This window comes from Mesorhizobium sp. Cs1299R1N3, assembly GCF_037179625.1.
Classification (GTDB): Bacteria; Pseudomonadota; Alphaproteobacteria; order Rhizobiales; family Rhizobiaceae; genus Mesorhizobium; species Mesorhizobium salmacidum.
In genome coordinates, this window is sequence record NZ_JAPYKQ010000037.1 from 1 (window position 1) to 18,803 (window position 18,803).

18 protein-coding genes are annotated in these 18,803 nt (G+C 61.7%); 8 read left to right on the plus strand and 10 right to left on the minus strand.

Annotated features, from left to right (window positions below):
- Positions 1-146: 146 nt before the first annotated feature.
- The 4 genes from O7B34_RS31635 to O7B34_RS31650 form a co-directional block, all read right to left on the minus strand.
- Positions 147-683 (minus strand): hypothetical protein, encoded by a 537-nt coding sequence (locus O7B34_RS31635; protein ID WP_337149643.1) that lies wholly within the window; start codon positions 681-683, stop codon positions 147-149.
- Between the two features lie 182 nt (positions 684-865).
- The gene (locus O7B34_RS31640) at positions 866-1,681 is read right to left on the minus strand and encodes an alpha/beta hydrolase (RefSeq protein WP_337149645.1); all 816 of its coding nucleotides are present in this window, start codon (positions 1,679-1,681) and stop codon (positions 866-868) included.
- Between the two features lie 9 nt (positions 1,682-1,690).
- On the minus strand, positions 1,691-3,178 hold the full coding sequence (locus O7B34_RS31645) for an NAD-dependent succinate-semialdehyde dehydrogenase (RefSeq protein ID WP_337149647.1): 1,488 nt from the start codon (positions 3,176-3,178) through the stop codon (positions 1,691-1,693).
- A 17-nt stretch (positions 3,179-3,195) separates the two neighbouring features.
- Entirely contained in the window at positions 3,196-4,422 is a 1,227-nt protein-coding gene (locus O7B34_RS31650) for an iron-containing alcohol dehydrogenase (RefSeq protein ID WP_337149650.1), read from the minus strand.
- Positions 4,423-4,578: 156 nt separating this feature from the next.
- On the opposite strand from O7B34_RS31650, the gene O7B34_RS31655 reads away from it, so the two are divergent.
- Positions 4,579-5,280, plus strand: coding sequence for a GntR family transcriptional regulator (locus O7B34_RS31655; protein WP_337149653.1), 702 nt, complete (start codon positions 4,579-4,581; stop codon positions 5,278-5,280).
- A gap of 147 nt (positions 5,281-5,427) precedes the next feature.
- A complete protein-coding gene (locus tag O7B34_RS31660) occupies positions 5,428-6,021 on the plus strand; it encodes a DJ-1/PfpI family protein (RefSeq protein ID WP_140505914.1) in 594 nt (197 codons plus the stop codon).
- 136 nt (positions 6,022-6,157) lie between these two features.
- Here O7B34_RS31660 and O7B34_RS31665 read toward each other — a convergent pair whose 3' ends face one another.
- The 5 genes from O7B34_RS31665 to O7B34_RS31685 form a co-directional block, all read right to left on the minus strand.
- Positions 6,158-7,357, minus strand: coding sequence for a mandelate racemase/muconate lactonizing enzyme family protein (locus O7B34_RS31665; protein WP_337149655.1), 1,200 nt, complete (start codon positions 7,355-7,357; stop codon positions 6,158-6,160).
- Between the two features lie 9 nt (positions 7,358-7,366).
- Entirely contained in the window at positions 7,367-7,693 is a 327-nt protein-coding gene (locus tag O7B34_RS31670; protein WP_140505846.1) for an NIPSNAP family protein, read from the minus strand.
- Positions 7,694-7,795: 102 nt separating this feature from the next.
- Positions 7,796-9,154 carry a mandelate racemase/muconate lactonizing enzyme family protein gene (locus O7B34_RS31675; RefSeq protein ID WP_337149656.1) on the minus strand — a complete coding sequence of 453 codons (1,359 nt, stop codon included), beginning with the start codon at positions 9,152-9,154 and terminating at the stop codon, positions 7,796-7,798.
- 56 nt (positions 9,155-9,210) lie between these two features.
- The gene (locus O7B34_RS31680; protein ID WP_337149658.1) at positions 9,211-10,377 is read right to left on the minus strand and encodes a mandelate racemase/muconate lactonizing enzyme family protein; all 1,167 of its coding nucleotides are present in this window, start codon (positions 10,375-10,377) and stop codon (positions 9,211-9,213) included.
- 49 nt (positions 10,378-10,426) lie between these two features.
- A complete protein-coding gene (locus tag O7B34_RS31685; protein WP_337141288.1) occupies positions 10,427-11,137 on the minus strand; it encodes a GntR family transcriptional regulator in 711 nt (236 codons plus the stop codon).
- 183 nt (positions 11,138-11,320) lie between these two features.
- Here O7B34_RS31685 and O7B34_RS31690 point away from each other — a divergent pair, with 183 nt between their 5' ends.
- The 6 genes from O7B34_RS31690 (at position 11,321) to O7B34_RS31715 (ending at position 17,790) form a co-directional block, all read left to right on the plus strand.
- Positions 11,321-12,799: an ABC transporter substrate-binding protein gene (locus O7B34_RS31690; protein ID WP_337149660.1), complete on the plus strand. Its 1,479-nt coding sequence runs from the start codon at positions 11,321-11,323 to the stop codon at positions 12,797-12,799.
- Between the two features lie 77 nt (positions 12,800-12,876).
- The gene (locus O7B34_RS31695) at positions 12,877-13,836 is read left to right on the plus strand and encodes a carbohydrate ABC transporter permease (RefSeq protein WP_337149661.1); all 960 of its coding nucleotides are present in this window, start codon (positions 12,877-12,879) and stop codon (positions 13,834-13,836) included.
- On the plus strand, positions 13,833-14,723 hold the full coding sequence (locus O7B34_RS31700) for a carbohydrate ABC transporter permease (RefSeq protein ID WP_337106743.1): 891 nt from the start codon (positions 13,833-13,835) through the stop codon (positions 14,721-14,723). Before O7B34_RS31695 ends, O7B34_RS31700 begins: the two co-directional genes overlap by 4 nt.
- Before the next feature lie 10 nt (positions 14,724-14,733).
- The gene (locus O7B34_RS31705; RefSeq protein ID WP_337149662.1) at positions 14,734-15,831 is read left to right on the plus strand and encodes an ABC transporter ATP-binding protein; all 1,098 of its coding nucleotides are present in this window, start codon (positions 14,734-14,736) and stop codon (positions 15,829-15,831) included.
- A 31-nt stretch (positions 15,832-15,862) separates the two neighbouring features.
- A complete protein-coding gene (locus O7B34_RS31710) occupies positions 15,863-17,026 on the plus strand; it encodes a mandelate racemase/muconate lactonizing enzyme family protein (protein WP_337149663.1) in 1,164 nt (387 codons plus the stop codon).
- 23 nt (positions 17,027-17,049) lie between these two features.
- A complete protein-coding gene (locus tag O7B34_RS31715; RefSeq protein ID WP_337141283.1) occupies positions 17,050-17,790 on the plus strand; it encodes a ribonuclease activity regulator RraA in 741 nt (246 codons plus the stop codon).
- Between the two features lie 138 nt (positions 17,791-17,928).
- Here O7B34_RS31715 and O7B34_RS31720 read toward each other — a convergent pair whose 3' ends face one another.
- Complete coding sequence (locus O7B34_RS31720; RefSeq protein ID WP_337149665.1) at positions 17,929-18,366, minus strand: hypothetical protein; 438 nt, start codon at positions 18,364-18,366, stop codon at positions 17,929-17,931.
- Positions 18,367-18,803 lie beyond the last annotated feature (437 nt).

The window sequence follows — 18,803 nt, forward strand, 5'->3', positions numbered from 1 at the left end:
CGCGAAGATCATTGGAAAGAGGTCGAGTCATCAGATGCTGGCCTCCATTCCAGCCAGCATCTTGAATCACAAAACCGACTGATCCGGAATCCCTTCGATTCCATCAACTCGTGAACCGCTCTAGCTCTGACCTCGGGCGCGCTGCGCTAGAAATCTCGCTGCAGCGCCATGATCCGGACATGCCGCGATTCAACACGCATGCCGAGTTCACGGACATAGGCAAAATGGCAATAGGTGCACGCCGTCACCCCGATCACCGCCAGCATGCAGTTCAGCCAGGTGAAGTCCATCACCAGTGAGAACTGAAAGCCGCTCGGCGCCGTGAACGCGGCAATGGTGCTGGCGGTCTGCGGGCGGCCGCCGATCAAAATCATCGACGCCGCGAGGATCAGGGTGCCATGGTTGGCAAGAAAGAAAGCGGCCGACCTCCTGGCCTGACATGCCATCCAGCAGATCCCCAGCGCCGTGCCCAGCAACGCGAAATCCAGGACCATCGACCCTCCCAGATAGACGTCGACCTGCTGCCAGACCATCCCAGACGACGGGTGCAAGGCGAGCCAGATCTTCCACATATCGGGGCTTGCGGGGTAGGTTCCGAGCAGGATCGTGGCCATTCGCTCCGCCGCCAGGATCAGCAGGACAAAGGCCGGGAAGGCGAAAAGCAAGAGTGGTTTGCGCTTCATGGTGCCTCGCAATCTGGCGGGCAGACTAGGCCGGATAGATTGCGCGAAGCTTAACGGGGCGTTTTTGCGTCTGCCCATCGGGGCCAGTGTCGGATTCCACCCGTGTCGCGCCGGTGTCGAGGCCTGAACTCTCGAGCCGATGAGACAGCATCGTGCGGCCGCAGTACCGACGCGGGTCGAATCTATCCGGTCACGACGACGTCGTGAAGCCAGTCGCCCGCGATTGTCCCGCGCAGCCCCAAATCACGTACGCTATCCATGTGGTTGCGACCCTCGAGCACGCCCTTCGACACACCCAGGCCCTGACCCGTCAGGCGGTCAGCAAACAAGCTGGCCTGCTGGTGAAAAGGTTTCGTCTCCCGCTCGCCGACCAACACCGTGACTTTTGTCCGGGGCGAGTGGGATTTGCTCATCGGCGAAAATGCCTCAACTTCCGTGTCGGTCAGGCCTATCAAAGGCTTCAGGAAGGAATGCTGAAGAGGCTTCAAGTCATACAGCCCGCCGAGCAGAAGTGCCGCCGAGGGGGGATGTGCCGAACCCTCGTTGAACAAAAAGGTCGCCAGATGCGCCCCGGCGGAATGGCCGCTGACGCTTAGCCGGCCGGGATCGCCGCCATGGCCGGCGATATTATCCAGCACCCATTGCCTCGCGCGCCGGACCTGGTCGACGATTGCCGCCATCCTGACAGCAGGCATCAGCGCATAGTCGATCACGACCGCGATTGCCCCGGCGCTCGTCACCATTTCGGCAATGTAGGAATATTCGCTTCTGGTGAACATGCGCCAGTAGCCGCCATGGATGAAGATGTGCACAGGAAGGTCCTTACGCGGTCCCTCCGGAAAGAACAGGTCGAGGCGCTCGGCCTCGTGCGGGCCATAGGCGACATCCGCCAGCATGGGCAGCGCTGCCCGCGTCGCGGCGCTGCGGGCGACGATATCGGCCACGATGTCATCGAAATCGGCAACGTGGTCGCGGGTGCGAAAAGGATCCTTCGACATGGTGTCCGCTCAGAAGGTTACAGCGATGTATTTGGCCTCCATGAACTCGGCGATGCCGTGATGCTGGCCCCCTTCCCGCCCGAGGCCGCTCTGCTTTACCCCGCCAAAGGGCGCGGCGGGATCCGACATCAGGCCGCGGTTGAGGCCGATCATGCCGGCCTCGATCTCCGAGGCCACCCGCATGCCGCGGGCCACATCGCGGGTGTAGAGATAGGCGGCGAGGCCGTATTCGGTGTTGTTGGCGTGGAGGATGGCTTGCGCCTCGCTCTCGAAGCGGGTGATGGGCGCCACCGGGCCAAAAATCTCCTCATGCGCCATATCGGCGTCCGCCGAGACTTCGGACAGGACGGTCGGAGGATAGAAAAAGCCATCTCCTTCAAGCACCGAGCCGCCGCAGAGTACCTTGGCCCCCCGGTTGACCGCGTCCTTGACCAGCCGGTCGATCTTGTCGACTGCCTTCCTGGTGATCATGGGTCCACATTCCGTTTCTCCCCTGGTGCCGGCGCCGATCTTGAGCGCGGCCATGCGCCGGGACAGGCCGTCGGCGAACGCATCGTGGATGCCCGACTGGACGTAAATGCGGTTGGCGGCGGTACAGGCTTCGCCGGCATTGCGCATTTTGGCGATCATGGCGCCATCGAGGGCCGCATCGAGATCGGCATCGTCGAAGACGATGAAGGGTGCATTGCCGCCAAGCTCCATGGAACAGGAGATCACATGTTTGGCGGCCTCGGCGAGCAAGGCGCGGCCGATCCCGGTCGAGCCGGTGAAGGAGAGCTTCCTGACGCGCGGATCGGCCAGCATGGCCGACGTCAGGGGGCCAGGTGTCGACGTCGTCAGCACATTCACGACGCCGTCCGGGACGCCGGCTTCGCTGTAGAGCGCGGCGAGTGCATAGGCGGTCAGCGGCGTCTCGCTGGCCGGCTTCAGAATGACCGTGCAGCCTGCCGCGAGGGCCGGTGCGATCTTGCGTGTCGCCATCGCGGCGGGGAAATTCCACGGCGTGACGAGGACGCAGATGCCGATCGGCTGATAGTCGACCACGATCCGGTTGGTTCCGGATGGAGCGATGCCGAACTCGCCGGTGATGCGAACAGCTTCCTCGGCGTTCCAGCGGAAGAATTCGGCTGCGTAAGCCACCTCGCCGCGCGCGTCGCGCAGTGCCTTGCCGTTCTCCAGCGAGATCAGCATGGCAAGCGTCTCCGACCGCTCGACCATCAGCTCGAAACAGCGCCTGAGAATCTCCGAGCGCTTGCGTGGCGCGGTCTCACGCCACCCCTTGGCGGCCTTGGCCGCTGCCTCGACTGCTGCGGCGGCGTCCTCCAGGGTCGCATCGGGAACCGCCGCGATCACGGCGCCGGAGGATGGATCGGTGACCTCAATGAGCCCGCCGTCGGAAGACGGCAGCCATTGTCCGCCAATGTAGAGTCGGTGCGGAAAACCTCGCATTTCGTAGGGGTCCTGATCGAGCTGGAAGGCATTATAGGGAAGGTTCATCGTCTTGTTCCTGACGTTCACATGGCGCAGGCGTTGAGATCGCCGTCATAGGCAGCCTGGACAAGGCGGCGCATGGCGGTGAGGTCGAATGAGCGCGGGTTGTTCTTGATCAGCCGATCGATGCCGAGTGCCTGCTCGGCGGTCCAGTCGAGCTTGTCGGCCGGAAGCCCCAGACCGGCCAGCGTCGGAGTGATACCGATCGCCGCAAACAAACGCCTGATCTCCTCGATGGTCGCGCCCGCCATTTCGTCGGCGCTCCGACCGTGCGGCTCAAGGCCAAGAGCAATCCCTATCTCGGCGATCTCCGCCGCGGCCACACGGCTGTTGTAGCTCATGACATAAGGCATCATTGTCGCCACCCCCAGCCCATGCGGCGTGTGTGTGAGCGCGCCTGCCGGGTATTGCACGGCGTGTGCGGCCGCCGTGCCGGCGGTGCCGAACGCGCAACCCGCCGCCAGCGCTCCCATCATCACGTCGGCGCGCGCCTCGGCGTCGCCGCCGTCAGTAAACGCCTTCTCCAGACTGCGGCCGAGCAGTTTGACGGCCAGCAGCGCGAAATGGTCGGTCAGCGGCGTCTTGCCGATGAAGACGTGACGCTGCGGCAGGCTGAAGTCACCGTCCCGGCGCATGGCCGTGAAGGCCTCGATCGCATGCGTGAGGGCGTCCGCACCGGCGATCGCCGTCAGGCCCGGCGGAGAGGTCATTGTCAGTTCGGGGTCGCAGATGGCAACGGCAGCGATCAGATGGGGGCTCGATATGCCGACTTTGAGCGTGCGGTCCGGATCGGATATCACCGCGACGGGCGTCACCTCCGACCCTGTGCCCGCCGTGGTCGGCACGGCGATGAGCGGCAGCGTCGGTCCCGGAACCTTGAACTCGCCGTAGTAGTCCTGGAGTTCGCCGTCGTGGCTGATCAGCAAGGCGGCGCATTTGGCGAAATCGAGACAGCTGCCGCCGCCGATCCCGATCACCATATCGGGCTCAAAGTCCCGCGCTTCCTCGACGCACACCGCCACGGAGTCGCGCGGCACATCCGGGAGGACATCGTCATGGACCAGCACTTCGATCGACGCTGCCTGCAAGGATGCCATGATTTCGGCGAACACGGCCGTACCGGCGAAACGCTCGTCGGTGCAGATCAGGGCGCGCCGGCCGTAGCGAGCGGCCACGGCCGGCAGTGCGTGACGTTGCCCCTTCCCGAATAGAATTTCGCGTGGGAGCCGGAGGGCTGTGAGAAGGCTCATGACAGGCTGCATCCTTGAAGGGCGTCGGAGAAACTCGCATTGCAAAATCCGCACCGAAGATCCTGAACTGAACGGCACCGATAAAATCGTATATGATATAGTATTGCATCGGTCAAACCCTCGTGTTAGCAGTCTCCCCTGTCGAGAGGCGAAAGAATGCAACCTGTCATTTTGGGCAATAATGGTGAAGCACCCACGGGAGCGGGTCGCATCCAGCGCGCGAGCAGCCTGGCCGAGGACGTCTACGAGGCCATTTTCGCGCAGCTGATGTCGCTGAAGATCGCGCCCGGTTCACGCATCACCGTCGACAATTTGGTCAAGGAGTTCGACGTTTCCCATACGCCGATCCGCGAAGCGCTCGGGCGTCTGGAAGGCGAAGGCCTGGTTCTGAAGACGCATCTGATCGGATACCGCGCCGCACCGCAGATCAGCCGGCGCCGTTTCGACGAATTATACGAAATGCGTCTCCTGCTCGAACCGCACGGCGCGGCGAAGGCCGCTGCCGCGATGGACGAGGCCAAACTCGGCACGCTGCTGGAGGCAGCAGGCGTGATGTCGCGCCGCGAGGGCAAGGACGAGCGTCTGCGCTACTCAAACTTCGCCCGGCAGGACGCGATTTTCCACGACAAGATCATGGAATATGCCGAAAACGAGCTCATTCGCGAGACGCTGGGCTTTCAACACACCCACTTCCACATTTTTCGCCTGATGTACCACTCCCGCGTGACCGAGGAGGCGCTGGACGAGCATGAGGCGATCCTTGCCGCGTTCGGTTCGGCCGATCCCGATGCGGCCGCGAAAGCAATGCGCGCCCACATCGAGCACTCGCGCGATCGCCTGCTGCCGGCCTTCGATTGAGGCTAAACCGATGTCCGCGCCGCTGACCACCAACGACAACGCCGAGGAATACTACTTCCCCAGCTCACCATTCTGAGGACGGACAAAGCCAATGCGGGGCGCTGCATGGCTCGCCCGGCTTTTTTTCACACGACAGAGGAACCGACTATGTCAGGCAAGAAAATATTGATGCTCACCGGCGAGTTCACCGAGGAGTACGAGATCTTCGTCTACCAGCAGGCGATGGAAGCCGTCGGCCACACCGTCCACGTGGTTTGCCCGGACAAGAAGGCCGGCGATCTCATCAAGACCTCCCTGCACGACTTCGAGGGCGACCAGACCTACACCGAGAAGCTCGGCCATTTTCAGGTGATCAACAAGACGTTTGCCGAGGCGGAAAAGCAGCTCGATCAATACCACGCCGTATACTGCGCTGGCGGCCGCGGCCCGGAATACATTCGCACGGATAAGCGTGTGCAGGCTATGGTGCGCCACTTCCACGACACCCGGAAGCCGATTTTCACGATCTGCCACGGGGTCCAGATTCTGATTGCCGTGGACGGCGTCGTGCGCGGCAAGAAGGTCGGCGCGCTCGCCGCCTGCGAACCGGAAGTGACGTTGGCAGGCGGAACCTATGTCGACCTCTCGCCGACGGAGGCCTATGTCGACGGCACAATGGTGTCGGCCAAGGGTTGGACAGCCCTCGCTGCCTTCATCCGCGAATGCCTGAAGGTGCTCGGGACCGAGATCCGCCATAACTAAACAAGGCCGGCGCACGTCAGCAATGCGCCGATTTCCGTTGTTGCAAGGTGTGCAGGCCACGCTCCAATGGCAGCCGCTCGCATCCGCACTTTGAAGTATGCCCTCGGTCGATGAGATCGAGGGCCACCGGCGCCAATCAATCGAAGAAGCCGGCATCCTCCGCCGGCAAATACTTCCTGGCGCCTTCGGCGTCGATGTCGAGACCTAGCCCCGGTGCTTCCAGCAGATCCACCATGCTGTCCTTCACGATCTGCTTGGGCAGGCCGATGACGATGTCGTTCCACCAGGGGTCCGAGGCGCTGGGATATTCGAACGCCACGTAGTTGGCGGGCAAGGTGGCGCAGACATTGATCAGCGCGCCGAGGCCCAGCAGGCCGTTCGCGGTGCCGTGTGGCGCCATCAGGATCGAGTGCATATAGGCGTGCTCGGCGACCCATTTGAGCTCGGCAATGCCGCCAATGTCGGCAGGATCGGGGCCGATGACGCGCACCGCCTGCGTCTCGATCAGTTCCTTGAAATTGTGCCTGAGGTAAATCTGCTCGCCGGTATGGATCGGCGTCGAGGTGGAGGTGGTCAGCTCCCGGTAGGCCTGCGGATTGACCCACGGTACATAGTCGCCGGTCAGCATGTCCTCGAGCCACATCAAATTGTACTTCTCGACCGCGCGAGCGAACTTGATCGCATCGGGCAGCATCCAGCCCGGGCCGCAGTCGAGTGCCAGGCTGACCTTGTCCCCCAACACTTCCTTCATCGCGATCACGCAATCGAGCATGTGGTTGAAACCACGCTCGCTGATCACGCCCTGATCCATCGCACCATGATAGCCGGCCTTCTTCTGCGTCACGCCGTAATGGAAGTCCTCGATGGTGTCCTTCATGTTGGAATGGAACGAGATTCCCTGCTTGACCATGAAGAAGTTCTGCGGCTGCTCCATCATCCATTTGACGTCGGCGGCGTAGTCCTCCGGCCGGTCGCCCGTGCGCTTCTGGCGGATCGAGCCGTTGTAGACGCGCACCTTGTCGCGCACCTTGCCGCCGAGCAGCTTGTAGGCCGGCACGCCGGCGGCCTTGCCGGCTATGTCCCACAGCGCATGTTCGATGGCGCTGACCGCCGCGCCATAGGGCTTGAAAGAGCCGCGTTGGCGGATCTTCAACATGACCCGTTCGACGTCGGTCGGATCCTCGCCGATCAGCGCCTCGCGGAAATGCAGCACCCATGGCTTGAGATAAGGCTTGGTGTACTCGACCTCGCCAAGGCCATGGAGACCTTCGTCGGTGACGATACGGACGATGGGATGTTTGCCGATTACGGCGCACCGCAGGTCGGTGATCTTCATGGCGCAGTCCTATTTCACAGACGAGAAAGCTGTCGGCGTGAGCAGCTGGCTGCTGATATTGGCAATGATCTGCCCGTCGCGCTCAGACTCGTCCCGGGCCCTGTGCCATGCCGGATCGGTGACGAAAGCCGCCCATTTCGCCTCACGCTCGGCCAGCGATTCCCAGGCGAGGAAATAGGTGAGGCGATTGCTGTTTTCGCCGATCGCCGTGGTGAAAAACCCGGCTTGGCGGATGCCATGCCTCTCCCAGATGGCCAGCGTTTGGTCGGAAAAGCGCTTGAGCAAAGTCGGCAGTCTGCCCGGCAGGCAGTCATAGATACGCAGTTCGTAGATCATGGTTTCGTCCGTTTCTTTCTTCGCCTCTCCCTTGGGAGCGGTCGACACGAATGGTCGGTCGTTGGCCCTGTGAGCCTGGGGAATGAGTGCAAGGGGTCTGGGCTAACTCCAGGTCCGGTCCCAGCTATATTCATTGTCCCAATGCTCGGTGGATTGCCATATCCCCGTGACACCGGGCTGCAGATGCTGGCTGATCACCTCGTCGACCACATCGTCTATGCCCAGCCCAGGCTTGTCGGGCACGGTGATGAAGCCGTCCTTGACAAGCGGCTTGGGCAGGCCGGTGACGATATCGTCCCACCAGCCGACATCGGCGGAGTGGTATTCGAGCGCCATGAAGTTCTCGGTCGCGGTGGCGACATGCGCGGCGGCCATCGCGGCGATCGGACTTTCGGCCATATGGATCGCCATGGCGACACCGTGATCCTGCGCCATGTCGCCGATCTTCTTGGTCTCGAGAATGCCCCCACTGGTGAGCAGGTCGGGGTGGATGACCGAGAGGCCGCCGCTCTTGAGCAGCGGCTCGAAGCCTTCCTTGAGGTAGATGTCCTCGCCGGTGCAGATCGGCACCGTGGTAGCCTGCTGCAATTGCCGGTACTGCTCGGTGTATTGCCAGGGGATCACGTCCTCCAGCCAGGCCGGAACGTATTTCTCGATACGGCGCGACAGGCGTATGCCATCCTGCAGCGAGATGTGGCCGACATGGTCGATGGCAAGCGGGATCTCGTATCCGATGATCTCGCGAACCTCGTGGATATACTGCTCGAGCAGGTCTATCCCCTTTTCGGTGAAATGCAGGCCTGTGAACGGGTGCTGCACGTTCTGCGCGTCATAAGCGAGATTGCGGGCCTTTCGCTCCTCGAACGATCCACCGCGGCCGCGCGGGTTGCCGTGAAACCCTTCGAGCGCGCCGGCGGGTGCGACCACGGCGCCCGGGACATGGGCGATCTGCATCAGGCCCAGGTCCATCTTCAAGAAGGTGAACCCGCGGCCCATGCGTTCCTTGAGGCGCTTGCCGGTTTCGGTGCCGCTGGGTTTCTCGGCGTCGGTATCGCAATAGACGCGCACGTGATCGCGAAACTTGCCGCCCAGCATCTGGTAGATCGGCACGCCATAGGCCTTGCCGGCGAGGTCCCACAGCGCGATTTCGACCGCCGAGACGCCGCCGCCCTGCCGGCCGTGCCCGCCGAACTGCTTGATCCGGCGAAACAGGCGGTCGATGTCACAGGGGTTCTCGCCAAGCAGCCGGCTCTTCAACATCAGCGCGTAAGTGGCGCTGGCGCCGTCGCGCACCTCGCCAAGCCCGACGATTCCTTGGTTGGTGTAGATCTTGAGCAGCGCCGAGGTGAATGGCGCGCCGACGATTTCGGCCACCCGCATGTCGGTGATGCGAAGCTCGGACGGCTTCGAGTTGGTGTTGACCCGGTTGAGGGCCTCGTCGGCTCCATCCGTCTTTGGCATGACTTATCCTCGTTCTGATTTGCAGGCTTGTCGCCCGCATGCTGCCGATAACGTTGCTAGCCCAGTTCGATCTCATGGGCTTGCAGGTAATCGCGGTTCATCTCGATGCCGAGACCCGGCCTCAACGAAAGCTTGAGGCTGCCGTTCGAAACGTCGAGCGGCCTGTCGATGAGATGATCGTACTTGCCCAAATTCCACTCCGACGTTTCGAGCTTGTAGAAGTTCGGAACGGTCATCATCACCTGTGCTCCCGCGATCACGTTGATCGGCCCGGCGGCGTCATGTGGCGAGACCGGGATGTAATAGGCTTCGCACAGAGCGGAGATCTTCTTGAGTTCGGTAATGCCGCCGGTCCAGGTGACGTCGGGCATGATGTAGTCGGCGAGCTTGTTCTCGAGAACCGGCACGAAATCCCACTTCGTGTGGCCGCGCTCGCCCCACGAGATGGCCGCACTGACCTTCTCGCGCACCTGCTTGAGGGCGTTAAGGCTCTCGGGCGGGCACGGCTCCTCGAACCAGTCGATCTGGCCGGCTTCCTCCAGGCTGCGACAGAGGCGAATGGCGGTCGGAACGTCGAAACGGCCATGCGCATCGATGAGGATGTCGACATCGGGCCCTGCCGTTTCGCGGATCAGAGCCGTGAGTTCGGCGGCCTCGCGCTCGTCCTTGCGGGTCATACCGCCATCGAGATAGCCGTCCCGCTGTTCGCGGGACACGCCGCCGGCACCGCGACCCTGGTGGGGGAAAGGATCGAACTTGAGAGCAGTGTGTCCGGATTCGACGATGTCCAGGATTTCGCGGACCACAGCATCCTTGCTGGTGAATTTGGCCTGGTTTGGGTGGGTGTAGAGCGCGATTTCATCACGGACCGGCCCGCCCAACAGCTCGTAGATCGGCTTGCCGAGAGCTTTGCCCCTGAGATCCCAGAGGGCTATGTCGATCGCGCTCACGCATTCGACCGCGGCGCCACGACTGCCCATATAGGTGAAGCTGCGGAAGATCTTGTGCCAGAGATACTCGATACGCGCCGGATCCTCGCCCGTCACCGCGGCTCCGATCTGTCGAAGGATCGTGCAGAGGGCGCGATTGGCGAGCTTTGTGGTGGTGGTGATCTCTCCCCAGCCGCTCAGCCCCTCGTCTGTCGTCACCTCGACGAACAGGAATTCCCCCCAATAAGAAGCATCGGACTTGATCAGCCACGGCCGAACGCTCGTGATTTTCATTTCAACTACCTTTGCCAGTGAGGGTCAGCCACGGTGTTCCACCCTCGTCCTATCCGGCCCGAGCGGCATTGCGCGCACGCATGTGTTCGAGAACATGCCGGCCGGAACCCTCGACATGACGGGAGATGAGTTCGGCTGCCTTGTCTGCCTCTCCCGCCTTGATGAGCGCAATGAGTTCGCGGTGCTCGCGAATGATCGCGGCACGCCGCGCGAGCGTGAAATTGAAGCGTCGGCTCACCGCTCGCAGCACTTCGCGATGCTTCCACCAGAGTTCGGCGGCATGGCGGTTATAGTGCCGCTGGTACATCACGGTGTGAAAGGCGGTATCCAGCTCACTGTGCCTGAATGTGTCGGCAAAGTTGTTCTCTTCAATCAGGCCCTGGATACGTTCGAGTTCGGCGATGTCCTCGCCGGTGGCCATGCTCACAAACCATCGCGTCAAGGCTGGTTCGATCAGAACACCGATCTCGTAGATGTCGCGGACAAAGTCCTGATCAATGGGCCTTACACGCGCGCCGCGATTGGGAGAAAAGATGACGAACCCCTCGCCCCGCAACAGTTGCAGGGCCTCGCGCACGGGGTTGGTCGAAGTGCCGTGGCGGCGCGCGAGATCGGTGACGACAAGCCGTTCGTTGGCGGCGAGCCGTCCCTCGATGATGTCTTCCCTTATTAGTTCGTAAAGGGAGGCGCCCTCGCTGGAGGCTCCGATGGCGTCGATCCCCGGAGGTGGCTTTGCTTTAAAATCGTTTGTTTCGGCCAAGGGCCGGCTCCCCAAATTAATACACCGTCTGTCCGATATCACGCACAGTTTCCGTACACAATGTACGATCTGGCTCGTTGACAGGCAATCCATGATCTGAAAACGTACTAAGCGATCGAGGGGATACACCGTACTAAAGAACCATCCTCGCGATCGCAGGGCGGAGAACCAGGGAGGATACCTATGACGAGGATCATGCTCGGCAGTGCGGTCCTGCGCGGCACTGTCGTCGGTGTTTTGGCGGCATCGCTTATGTCCACATCGGCGCTTGGTGCGCCGCCGGTCGACCTGAACAAATGGTCGCCCGAATATGTGCGCTCCATCGCCGGAACACAGGATTTCGACACGGCCGGCGATTGCGGCAAGGTCACCCCGCTCGATTACAAGGGGCGACTGACTTTCTGGTATCAGGGCGTGTTCGAGGGCGATCCCGACCTCCTGCGCCAGTACTACAAGGATTTCTTCGAGACTTTCCGCAAGACCTATCCGAACATCCAGCTCGAGGACCAGGCCCTCACCTATAACGACCTTCTCGACAAATTCCGCACGGCGCTCCTGGGCAATGCCGCGCCGATGGCGGTGCGCCTGCAAATCCTGGGTGGTACCGAATTCGCCTCGAAGGGCTATCTGCAGCCGCTCAAACCAGAGGATGTCGGCTATTCGACCGAGGATTTCTGGCCGGGCGCCATGAAGGCCGTGACCTGGGATGGGGTGACTTACGGCATACCGACGAACAACGAGACGATGGCGTTCATCTGGAACGCCGACATCTTCAAGCGTGCGGGCCTCGATCCGGACAAGGCTCCGGCAACCTGGGACGACGTCGTCAAATATTCCAAGCAGATCCACGACAAGCTCGGCATTGCCGGCTACGGCCTCGTGGCTCGCAAGAACGCCGGCAATACGCCCTATCGATTCATGCCGCAGCTGTGGGCCTATGGCGGCGGCGTCTTCGACGAAGCCACCGCGAACCCGACTTACAAGGAGGTGGAGCTCGACAGCCCGCAGAGCAAGGCGGCGCTGCAAGCCTCATACGACATGTATGTCCGCGACAAGTCGGTTCCGGTCTCGGCACTTACCAACCAGCAGGCCGACAACCAGCCTCTGTTCGTCGCCGGCCAGTTGGGCATGATGATCTCGCACCCGTCCGACTACAACGTCATGCTCGATCTGCAGGCAAAGGCGACGGGCACCGACAAGCAGAAGGCGCAGACCGTCATCGACAATATGCGCTACGGCCTGATCCCGACCGGCCCAGACGGCAAGCGCGCCGTCGTGTTCGGCGGCTCGAACATTCACATCCTGAAGCCCGAATATGTCGAGGGCGGCAAGGTGGACGAGCCGGCCGCGAAGGCGATCATCTGCATGTGGACGAGCCCGGAATGGTCGCTGAAGATGGCCTATGCCGGCTCCAACCCGGGCAACCTCAACGGCTTCAAGACCAAATGGATGAAGGAACGTCTGGACCACATCAAGTTCCTCGATGTCACGACCTCGATGCTGCCGTATGGCATCCCGTTCCCGGCGCTGCCGGAGTCGCCCGAGATCATGAACATCATCGTCCCGGACATGCTGCAGAATGCCCTGACCGGAGCGATGACCGTCGACCAGGCAGCGGACGACGCGGCCAAGAAGGTGAAGGACCTGATGGGCGGACTCTAGTCCGGACCTGACCTCCGATCTGGCCGGCTGCAACGAGAGTGCAGCCGGTTCATTCCGACGAACAAGGGCACGCCACAGTGACGATCGTGACCGGCAAGGCCGAGGCTCGCCGAAAATCGCAACCGGGCAGGTCCGGCGCGTTGCGGAATATCTGGGAGCATCGCGCCGACTACGCATACGTGCTCCCCGCGATCGCCGTGATGCTCGTCGTCATCGCCTATCCGATCTATTACACGATCGAGCTGTCATTCTATAAGACGCCGCCCGGCCTGCAGCTCCGCGACAAGACCTTCATCGGCTTCGACAACTACACCACCATCCTCACCAGTGAGGTGTTCTGGAAAGTCACCTGGAACACCCTGATCTGGACATTCGGGTCGACTTTCATCTCCTTTGGCCTGGGGTTTGCCACGGCGCTGGCGCTGCACCGCGACTTTGTCGGCCGTGGCATCCTGCGTGCCATCCTGATCATTCCCTGGGTGATCAGCGCGGTCGCCGCCTCCTATATCTGGAAGTGGATCTACCATTCGGATTTCGGCATCATCGGCGCCGTGCTGGTGGGCCTTGGAGTGACCGACCGGCCACCGAATTTCATCGACAACGTCAGCACGGTGCTGCCCTCCCTGATCATCGTCAATATCTGGCGCGAGTTTCCATTTGCCATGATCATGATGATGGCCGGCCTGCAGACAGTCCCCGACCAGTTGTTGCGCGCCGCGAAAGTCGACGGGGCCAATGCATGGCAGCGTTTCTGGCACGTCACCTTCCCGCACTTGCGCAACGTCTCGGTGGTGACGATCCTGCTGCTTGCGGTGGCCAACTTCAATTCCTTCATCATCCCCTGGATCATGACCGCGGGTGGACCGTCGAACGCATCGCATATCTGGATAACCCATATTTACGAGCTCGCCTTCGGCCGGCAACGCTGGGGCGTGGCATCGGCCTATTCGGTGCTCCTGTTCCTCATCCTGATGATGCTGGGCTACTTCTACGTCCGTGCGCTGAGCGGCAATGAGCGGAAAGAGGGTGGCGCATGAGCACGATCGCCGAGACAGCGTCTCGAGGCCAGACCCGTCGCCGCATGCGCGTCGACGGATGGCGGTGGGCCGGGCGCATCTTCCTTCTGTTCATGCTGCTTTACACAGCGCTGCCGATGATCTGGATGCTGATCACCTCGATCAAGTCGGGCTTCGCGGCGACGCAATTCCCGCCGCAATGGTGGCCTGACGAGCCCACGCTTGCCAGCTACCAGAAGCTGCTCGATCCGCAGAACAGTGTCGGCCAGGACTTCCTGCGCTTCTTCTGGAACAGCCTGTTCGTGTCGACCGTCACGACAATCCTTTCGGTGATCGTGGCTGTTCCCGCGGCCTATGCGTTTTCGCGCTTCACTTTCCCGGGCCGGAACTTCCTGTTCTTCGCCGTGCTGCTGCGCAACATGTTCCCGGCAGTGATCTTTCTCGTGCCGCTCTTCATCCTGATGCGCGCGATCGGGCTGGTGAACACGCATGGCTCGCTGATCCTGACCTACCTCACCTTCGGCCTGCCCCTGGCGATCTGGCTGCTCAAGGGTTTCTATGACAACATCCCGGTGCAGCTCGAGCAGGCGGCGCGCATCGACGGCGCAACGCGGTTCCAGGCCTTCATCATGATCGTGATGCCGCTCTCGACGCCGGGGATCATCGCCACCGCGATCTATTCCTTCATCGGCGCGTGGAACGAGTACATCTACGCCTACACCTTCCTCTCCAAGAACGACCAGTTGACCTTGCCGGTCGGCATCCAGCGCTTCTTCTCGGAAAACACGACGGACTTTCCGGGCCTGATGGCGGCGAGCTTCATGATGAGCGTGCCCGTCGTGGTGCTGTTCCTCGTCCTGCAACGATACTTCGTACGCGCCCTGACAGAAGGCGCGGTCAAGCATTAGGGAGTTGCCGATGGCCCACGTGGTCCTCAAAGATCTCGTCAAGACCTACGGCAACTTCAAGGCCGTCAACGACGTTTCGCTGACGGTCAATGACGGCGAGTTCGTTGCGCTCGTCGGCCCTTCAGGCTGCGGCAAGACAACCACGCTCAATCTCGTCGCGGGGCTGACCCCGATCACATCGGGCGACATCGTCATCGGGGAACGGGTGGTCAACGATCTCGATCCCAAGGACAGGGACATCGCAATGGTGTTCCAGAACTACGCGCTCTATCCGCAAAAGTCGGTCTATATGAATCTGGCGTTCCCGCTGCAGATGCGCAAACTGCCCAGGGACGAGATCGACAAGAAGGTCAAGGAAGCGGCGCGCGTGCTCGACATGACGCACCTGCTCGAGCGCAAGCCGCGTGAACTTTCGGGCGGCCAGCAGCAGCGTGTGGCCTTGGGCCGCGCCCTTGTGCGCGACCCCGCCGTGTTTCTCATGGACGAGCCGCTCTCCAACCTCGACGCCAAACTGCGCGTACAGATGCGGTCGGAGATCAAGCGCTTCCATCAGGACCTCAAGGCGACGATCATCTATGTGACGCACGACCAGCTCGAAGCCGTGACGATGGCCGACAAGATGGCGGTGATGAACGGCGGCTTCCTGCAGCAATACGATTCACCGGCGCAGGTCTTTGCCCATCCGGTGAACATGTTCGTCGCCAGTTTCATCGGCAGCCCGGCGATGAGCCTTATTCCGCTGGAGGCATCGACGGCACCGGGCGGTACCGTGTTGACCAGCGCGGAGGGCTGGAGCCTCGGGCTCTCGCCGCGCAACGTTCAGAAGGTCGCGCGGGCGACAACCCGGAAAGTCGTGCTCGGCGCACGTCACTCGACGATCAAGCTGCACAAGAGTGCGGTGCCAGGCAGCATCCCGGCCAAGGTCTACACGGTGGAACCAACCGGAGACGTCACCTTCGTGCAGGCGTTCCTGTCCGGCGCCGTCGTCAACGTCAGCGTGCCGCCGAACATTGCCGTCGCGCCCGACGAGCAGATCTGGCTCGAGTTCGACCAGGAGCGGATGCATCTGTTCGACGGCGAAACTGAAATGGCCCTCGAGGCCAGCTGAGCAGGCGGATGCGTGTGGAACGTGGGCGTGGATGACTACGAAGCTTAAGATCACCGCGATCAAGCCCTATCCGGCATGGGTGGGAACGCGCAACCAGATGCTGGTCAAGGTCGAGACCGACCAGGGCATATTCGGCTGGGGCGAGAGCGGCCTGAGCGGACGCGAGAAGGCCGTGGCCGGCGCGGTCGAGCACTATCGCGAGTTCCTGGTCGGCCGCGACCCCATGCAGATCGGGCGCATCTGGCAAGAGGTTTATCGCAGCCAGTATTTCGAAGGCGGGCGAGTTCTGCAGGCGGCGATATCCGCCATCGACATCGCCCTTCACGACATCAAGGGCAAAGCGCTGGGGGTGCCGGTCTACGAGTTGCTGGGCGGCAAACAGCGTGACCGGATTCCCACCTTCGCCTCGACCGGGGACGAGGCCGAGGGCGACATTGCCATCGAGCGGGCCCGCGAGCTATGTGCGCAGGGCTGGCAGGCCATCCGCTTCTTTCCCGCCGGGCAAAACAGCAGGGACATCTTCGAGCCACGCCAGTCGATCGGCGCTACCGCGAGCATGCTGAACAAGGCGCGCCGGGCGCTGGGCGACGATGTCGTCCTCGGCATCGACTATCATCACCGGCTGTCGGTGGCGGAGGCGGCGAGCTTCTGCAACAAGCTCGACCGCGGCGTGCTCGATTTCCTCGAGGAGCCGATACGCGACGAGACGCCTGAGGCCTACGAGTCCCTGCGCACCATGACCGACATCCCCTTTGCCATCGGCGAGGAATTTGCCAGCAAGTGGCAGTTCCTGCCGTACATCGAGCGCGGTATCCACCAGTTCAACCGGCTCGATATCTGCAATGTCGGCGGGTTCACCGAGGCGATGAAGGTCGCCGGCTGGAGCGAGGCGCATTATGTGGACCTGATGCCACACAACCCGCTTGGTCCGGTGTGCACGGCCGCGACCGTGCATCTGGCCGCCGCGGTACCCAACTTCGCGTGGCTGGAGACCAGGGTGCCCGAAGCAAAGCTTGGCTTCGACAATTCCGAATTCTTCCCGGTGCAACCACGGCTCGACGGCCCCGATTATCCCGTCAGCGATTTGCCGGGGCTCGGCGTCGAGGTCAACGAAGAGGCGGTCCAGGCGCAAAGCTTCCGTTTCTGGGAAGCGCCCCACCTCAAGCGCCGCGATGGTTCTGTCACGAACTGGTAGTTCCCTTTCAATCGGAGTCCACAATGACGCATACTTCCGACATCACGCGGCCACCCAAGGATCTGATCGACGCGCTAAGGGAGATCGGCGCGGCGACGGTTGCCGGCACGCTTGGCCATATGGGCTTCCGCAATCCGCACATGGTCGGCCCGGTGGCGCAGAACCACGGCAAGTCGATCGTCGGGCCGGCGCTGACGCTGCAATTCATGCCGCAGCGTCCGGACCTCTTCACAGAGGGAGAATATGCCGATCCGGAGACGCAACTCCACCGACACGTGCTCTACCACGCGCAGGAAGGCGACGTGGTCGTGGTCGACGCACGCGGCGACATGAGCTCGGGCGTCTTCGGCGATATGATGTCGACGTATTTCAAGGGCAGAGGCGGCGCGGGTATCGTGATCGACGGGTGCATGCGCGACCGGCCCAATGTCGAAAAGCTCGATCTGGCGCTATGGCTGCGCGGCTGGACGCCCAACTACCACGTGCAAACCAGCATCTATCCCAACGCCGTCAACGTTCCGATTGCCTGCGGCGGTGTCACGGTGATCCCCGGCGACATCATCGTCGCCGACGACGACGGGGTGGTCGTGCTGCCCGTCGCAATGGCCGCAAAGGTGATCGAGGAATCCCAAAAGCATCACGACTGGGAGGAATTTTCGCGCATGAAGCTCATGGAGGGCGGGTCGTTGCAACGCTATTATCCGCTGCACCCAAGTGCGAACGATGAGTATGAAGCTTGGCGGACAACCAACCCGAAACTCTGATGAACGGGCGAGGTCATGGGATGCCCCTCCAATGCAGGCAGCCGCACGTCGCCAGAACATTGTCGGCGCGATCCAGTAGGTCATCTCCGCCGCCTTCACGGCGATCATGACTGGGAGCGTGCGTTGGCTGCTGGACGGCTACTGCCCGCGCTCGACCAGCCAAACAGATGCTAGCCGGGTGAGTGGGCCGATGATTACGCCAGCCCAGGTAGTGTCTCGCTCTCGTCGATCTTTGTATTCTTTGCGGATTATTTTTTGTACTTCAGAACAGCCCACCGTCGTAAGTATCCAGCTGTTTAGCTGAGACGATTTCCTCCACATTGGGCTGTCGCTGTCCGCGGGGCCGATCGACAGATTGAGACGCTCCGCCTTCCGGACGAGCCGCCGCGTTTTTATCGCTGCAATCTGTTCATAGTATAGTAACGTTTCCCAATAATGTCGGTACTGAGCCTTTTCCCGCTCCGCAGGCGTGCAAGCATTTGCCAGGTCGACGTCATAGGCGTGGTCGAGCGTCTTGATGGTTCGCCGGTACGCCTCGATTTCCAACAACTCTTTGATTTGTAAAGGTATGGTCATACGACCTCTCAACCCCCGCAGCCAAAAAAGAATGCTACGGCCCTGTATGGGGTCCAGTCCATTCGACTACTTGGATGAGGTCACAACGCAAAAGAACTAGACGCGCCCAGTTGACCGATTGAGACGGAGGAGCGTGTTCGCTGTGTATGCGACGGTTGGGATACGCACGGGTATCATGATCGATGTTGTGGCCTCCGACAGGCCTGGTTTGAGGCGATCACGGCAGCATGGCGGCTACGCCCAAGTCGACGACCTGCGTATGGCGGTGGCAGGAAGGGTTCATGGCCGAGGCGTCGACGATCTGCGGCGCCCCTAGAGCGGTTCACGAGTTGATGGAATCGAAGGGATTCCGGATCAGTCGGTTTTGTGATTCAAGATGCTGGCTGGAATGGAGGCCAGCATCTGATGACTCGACCTCTTTCCAATGATCTTCGCGA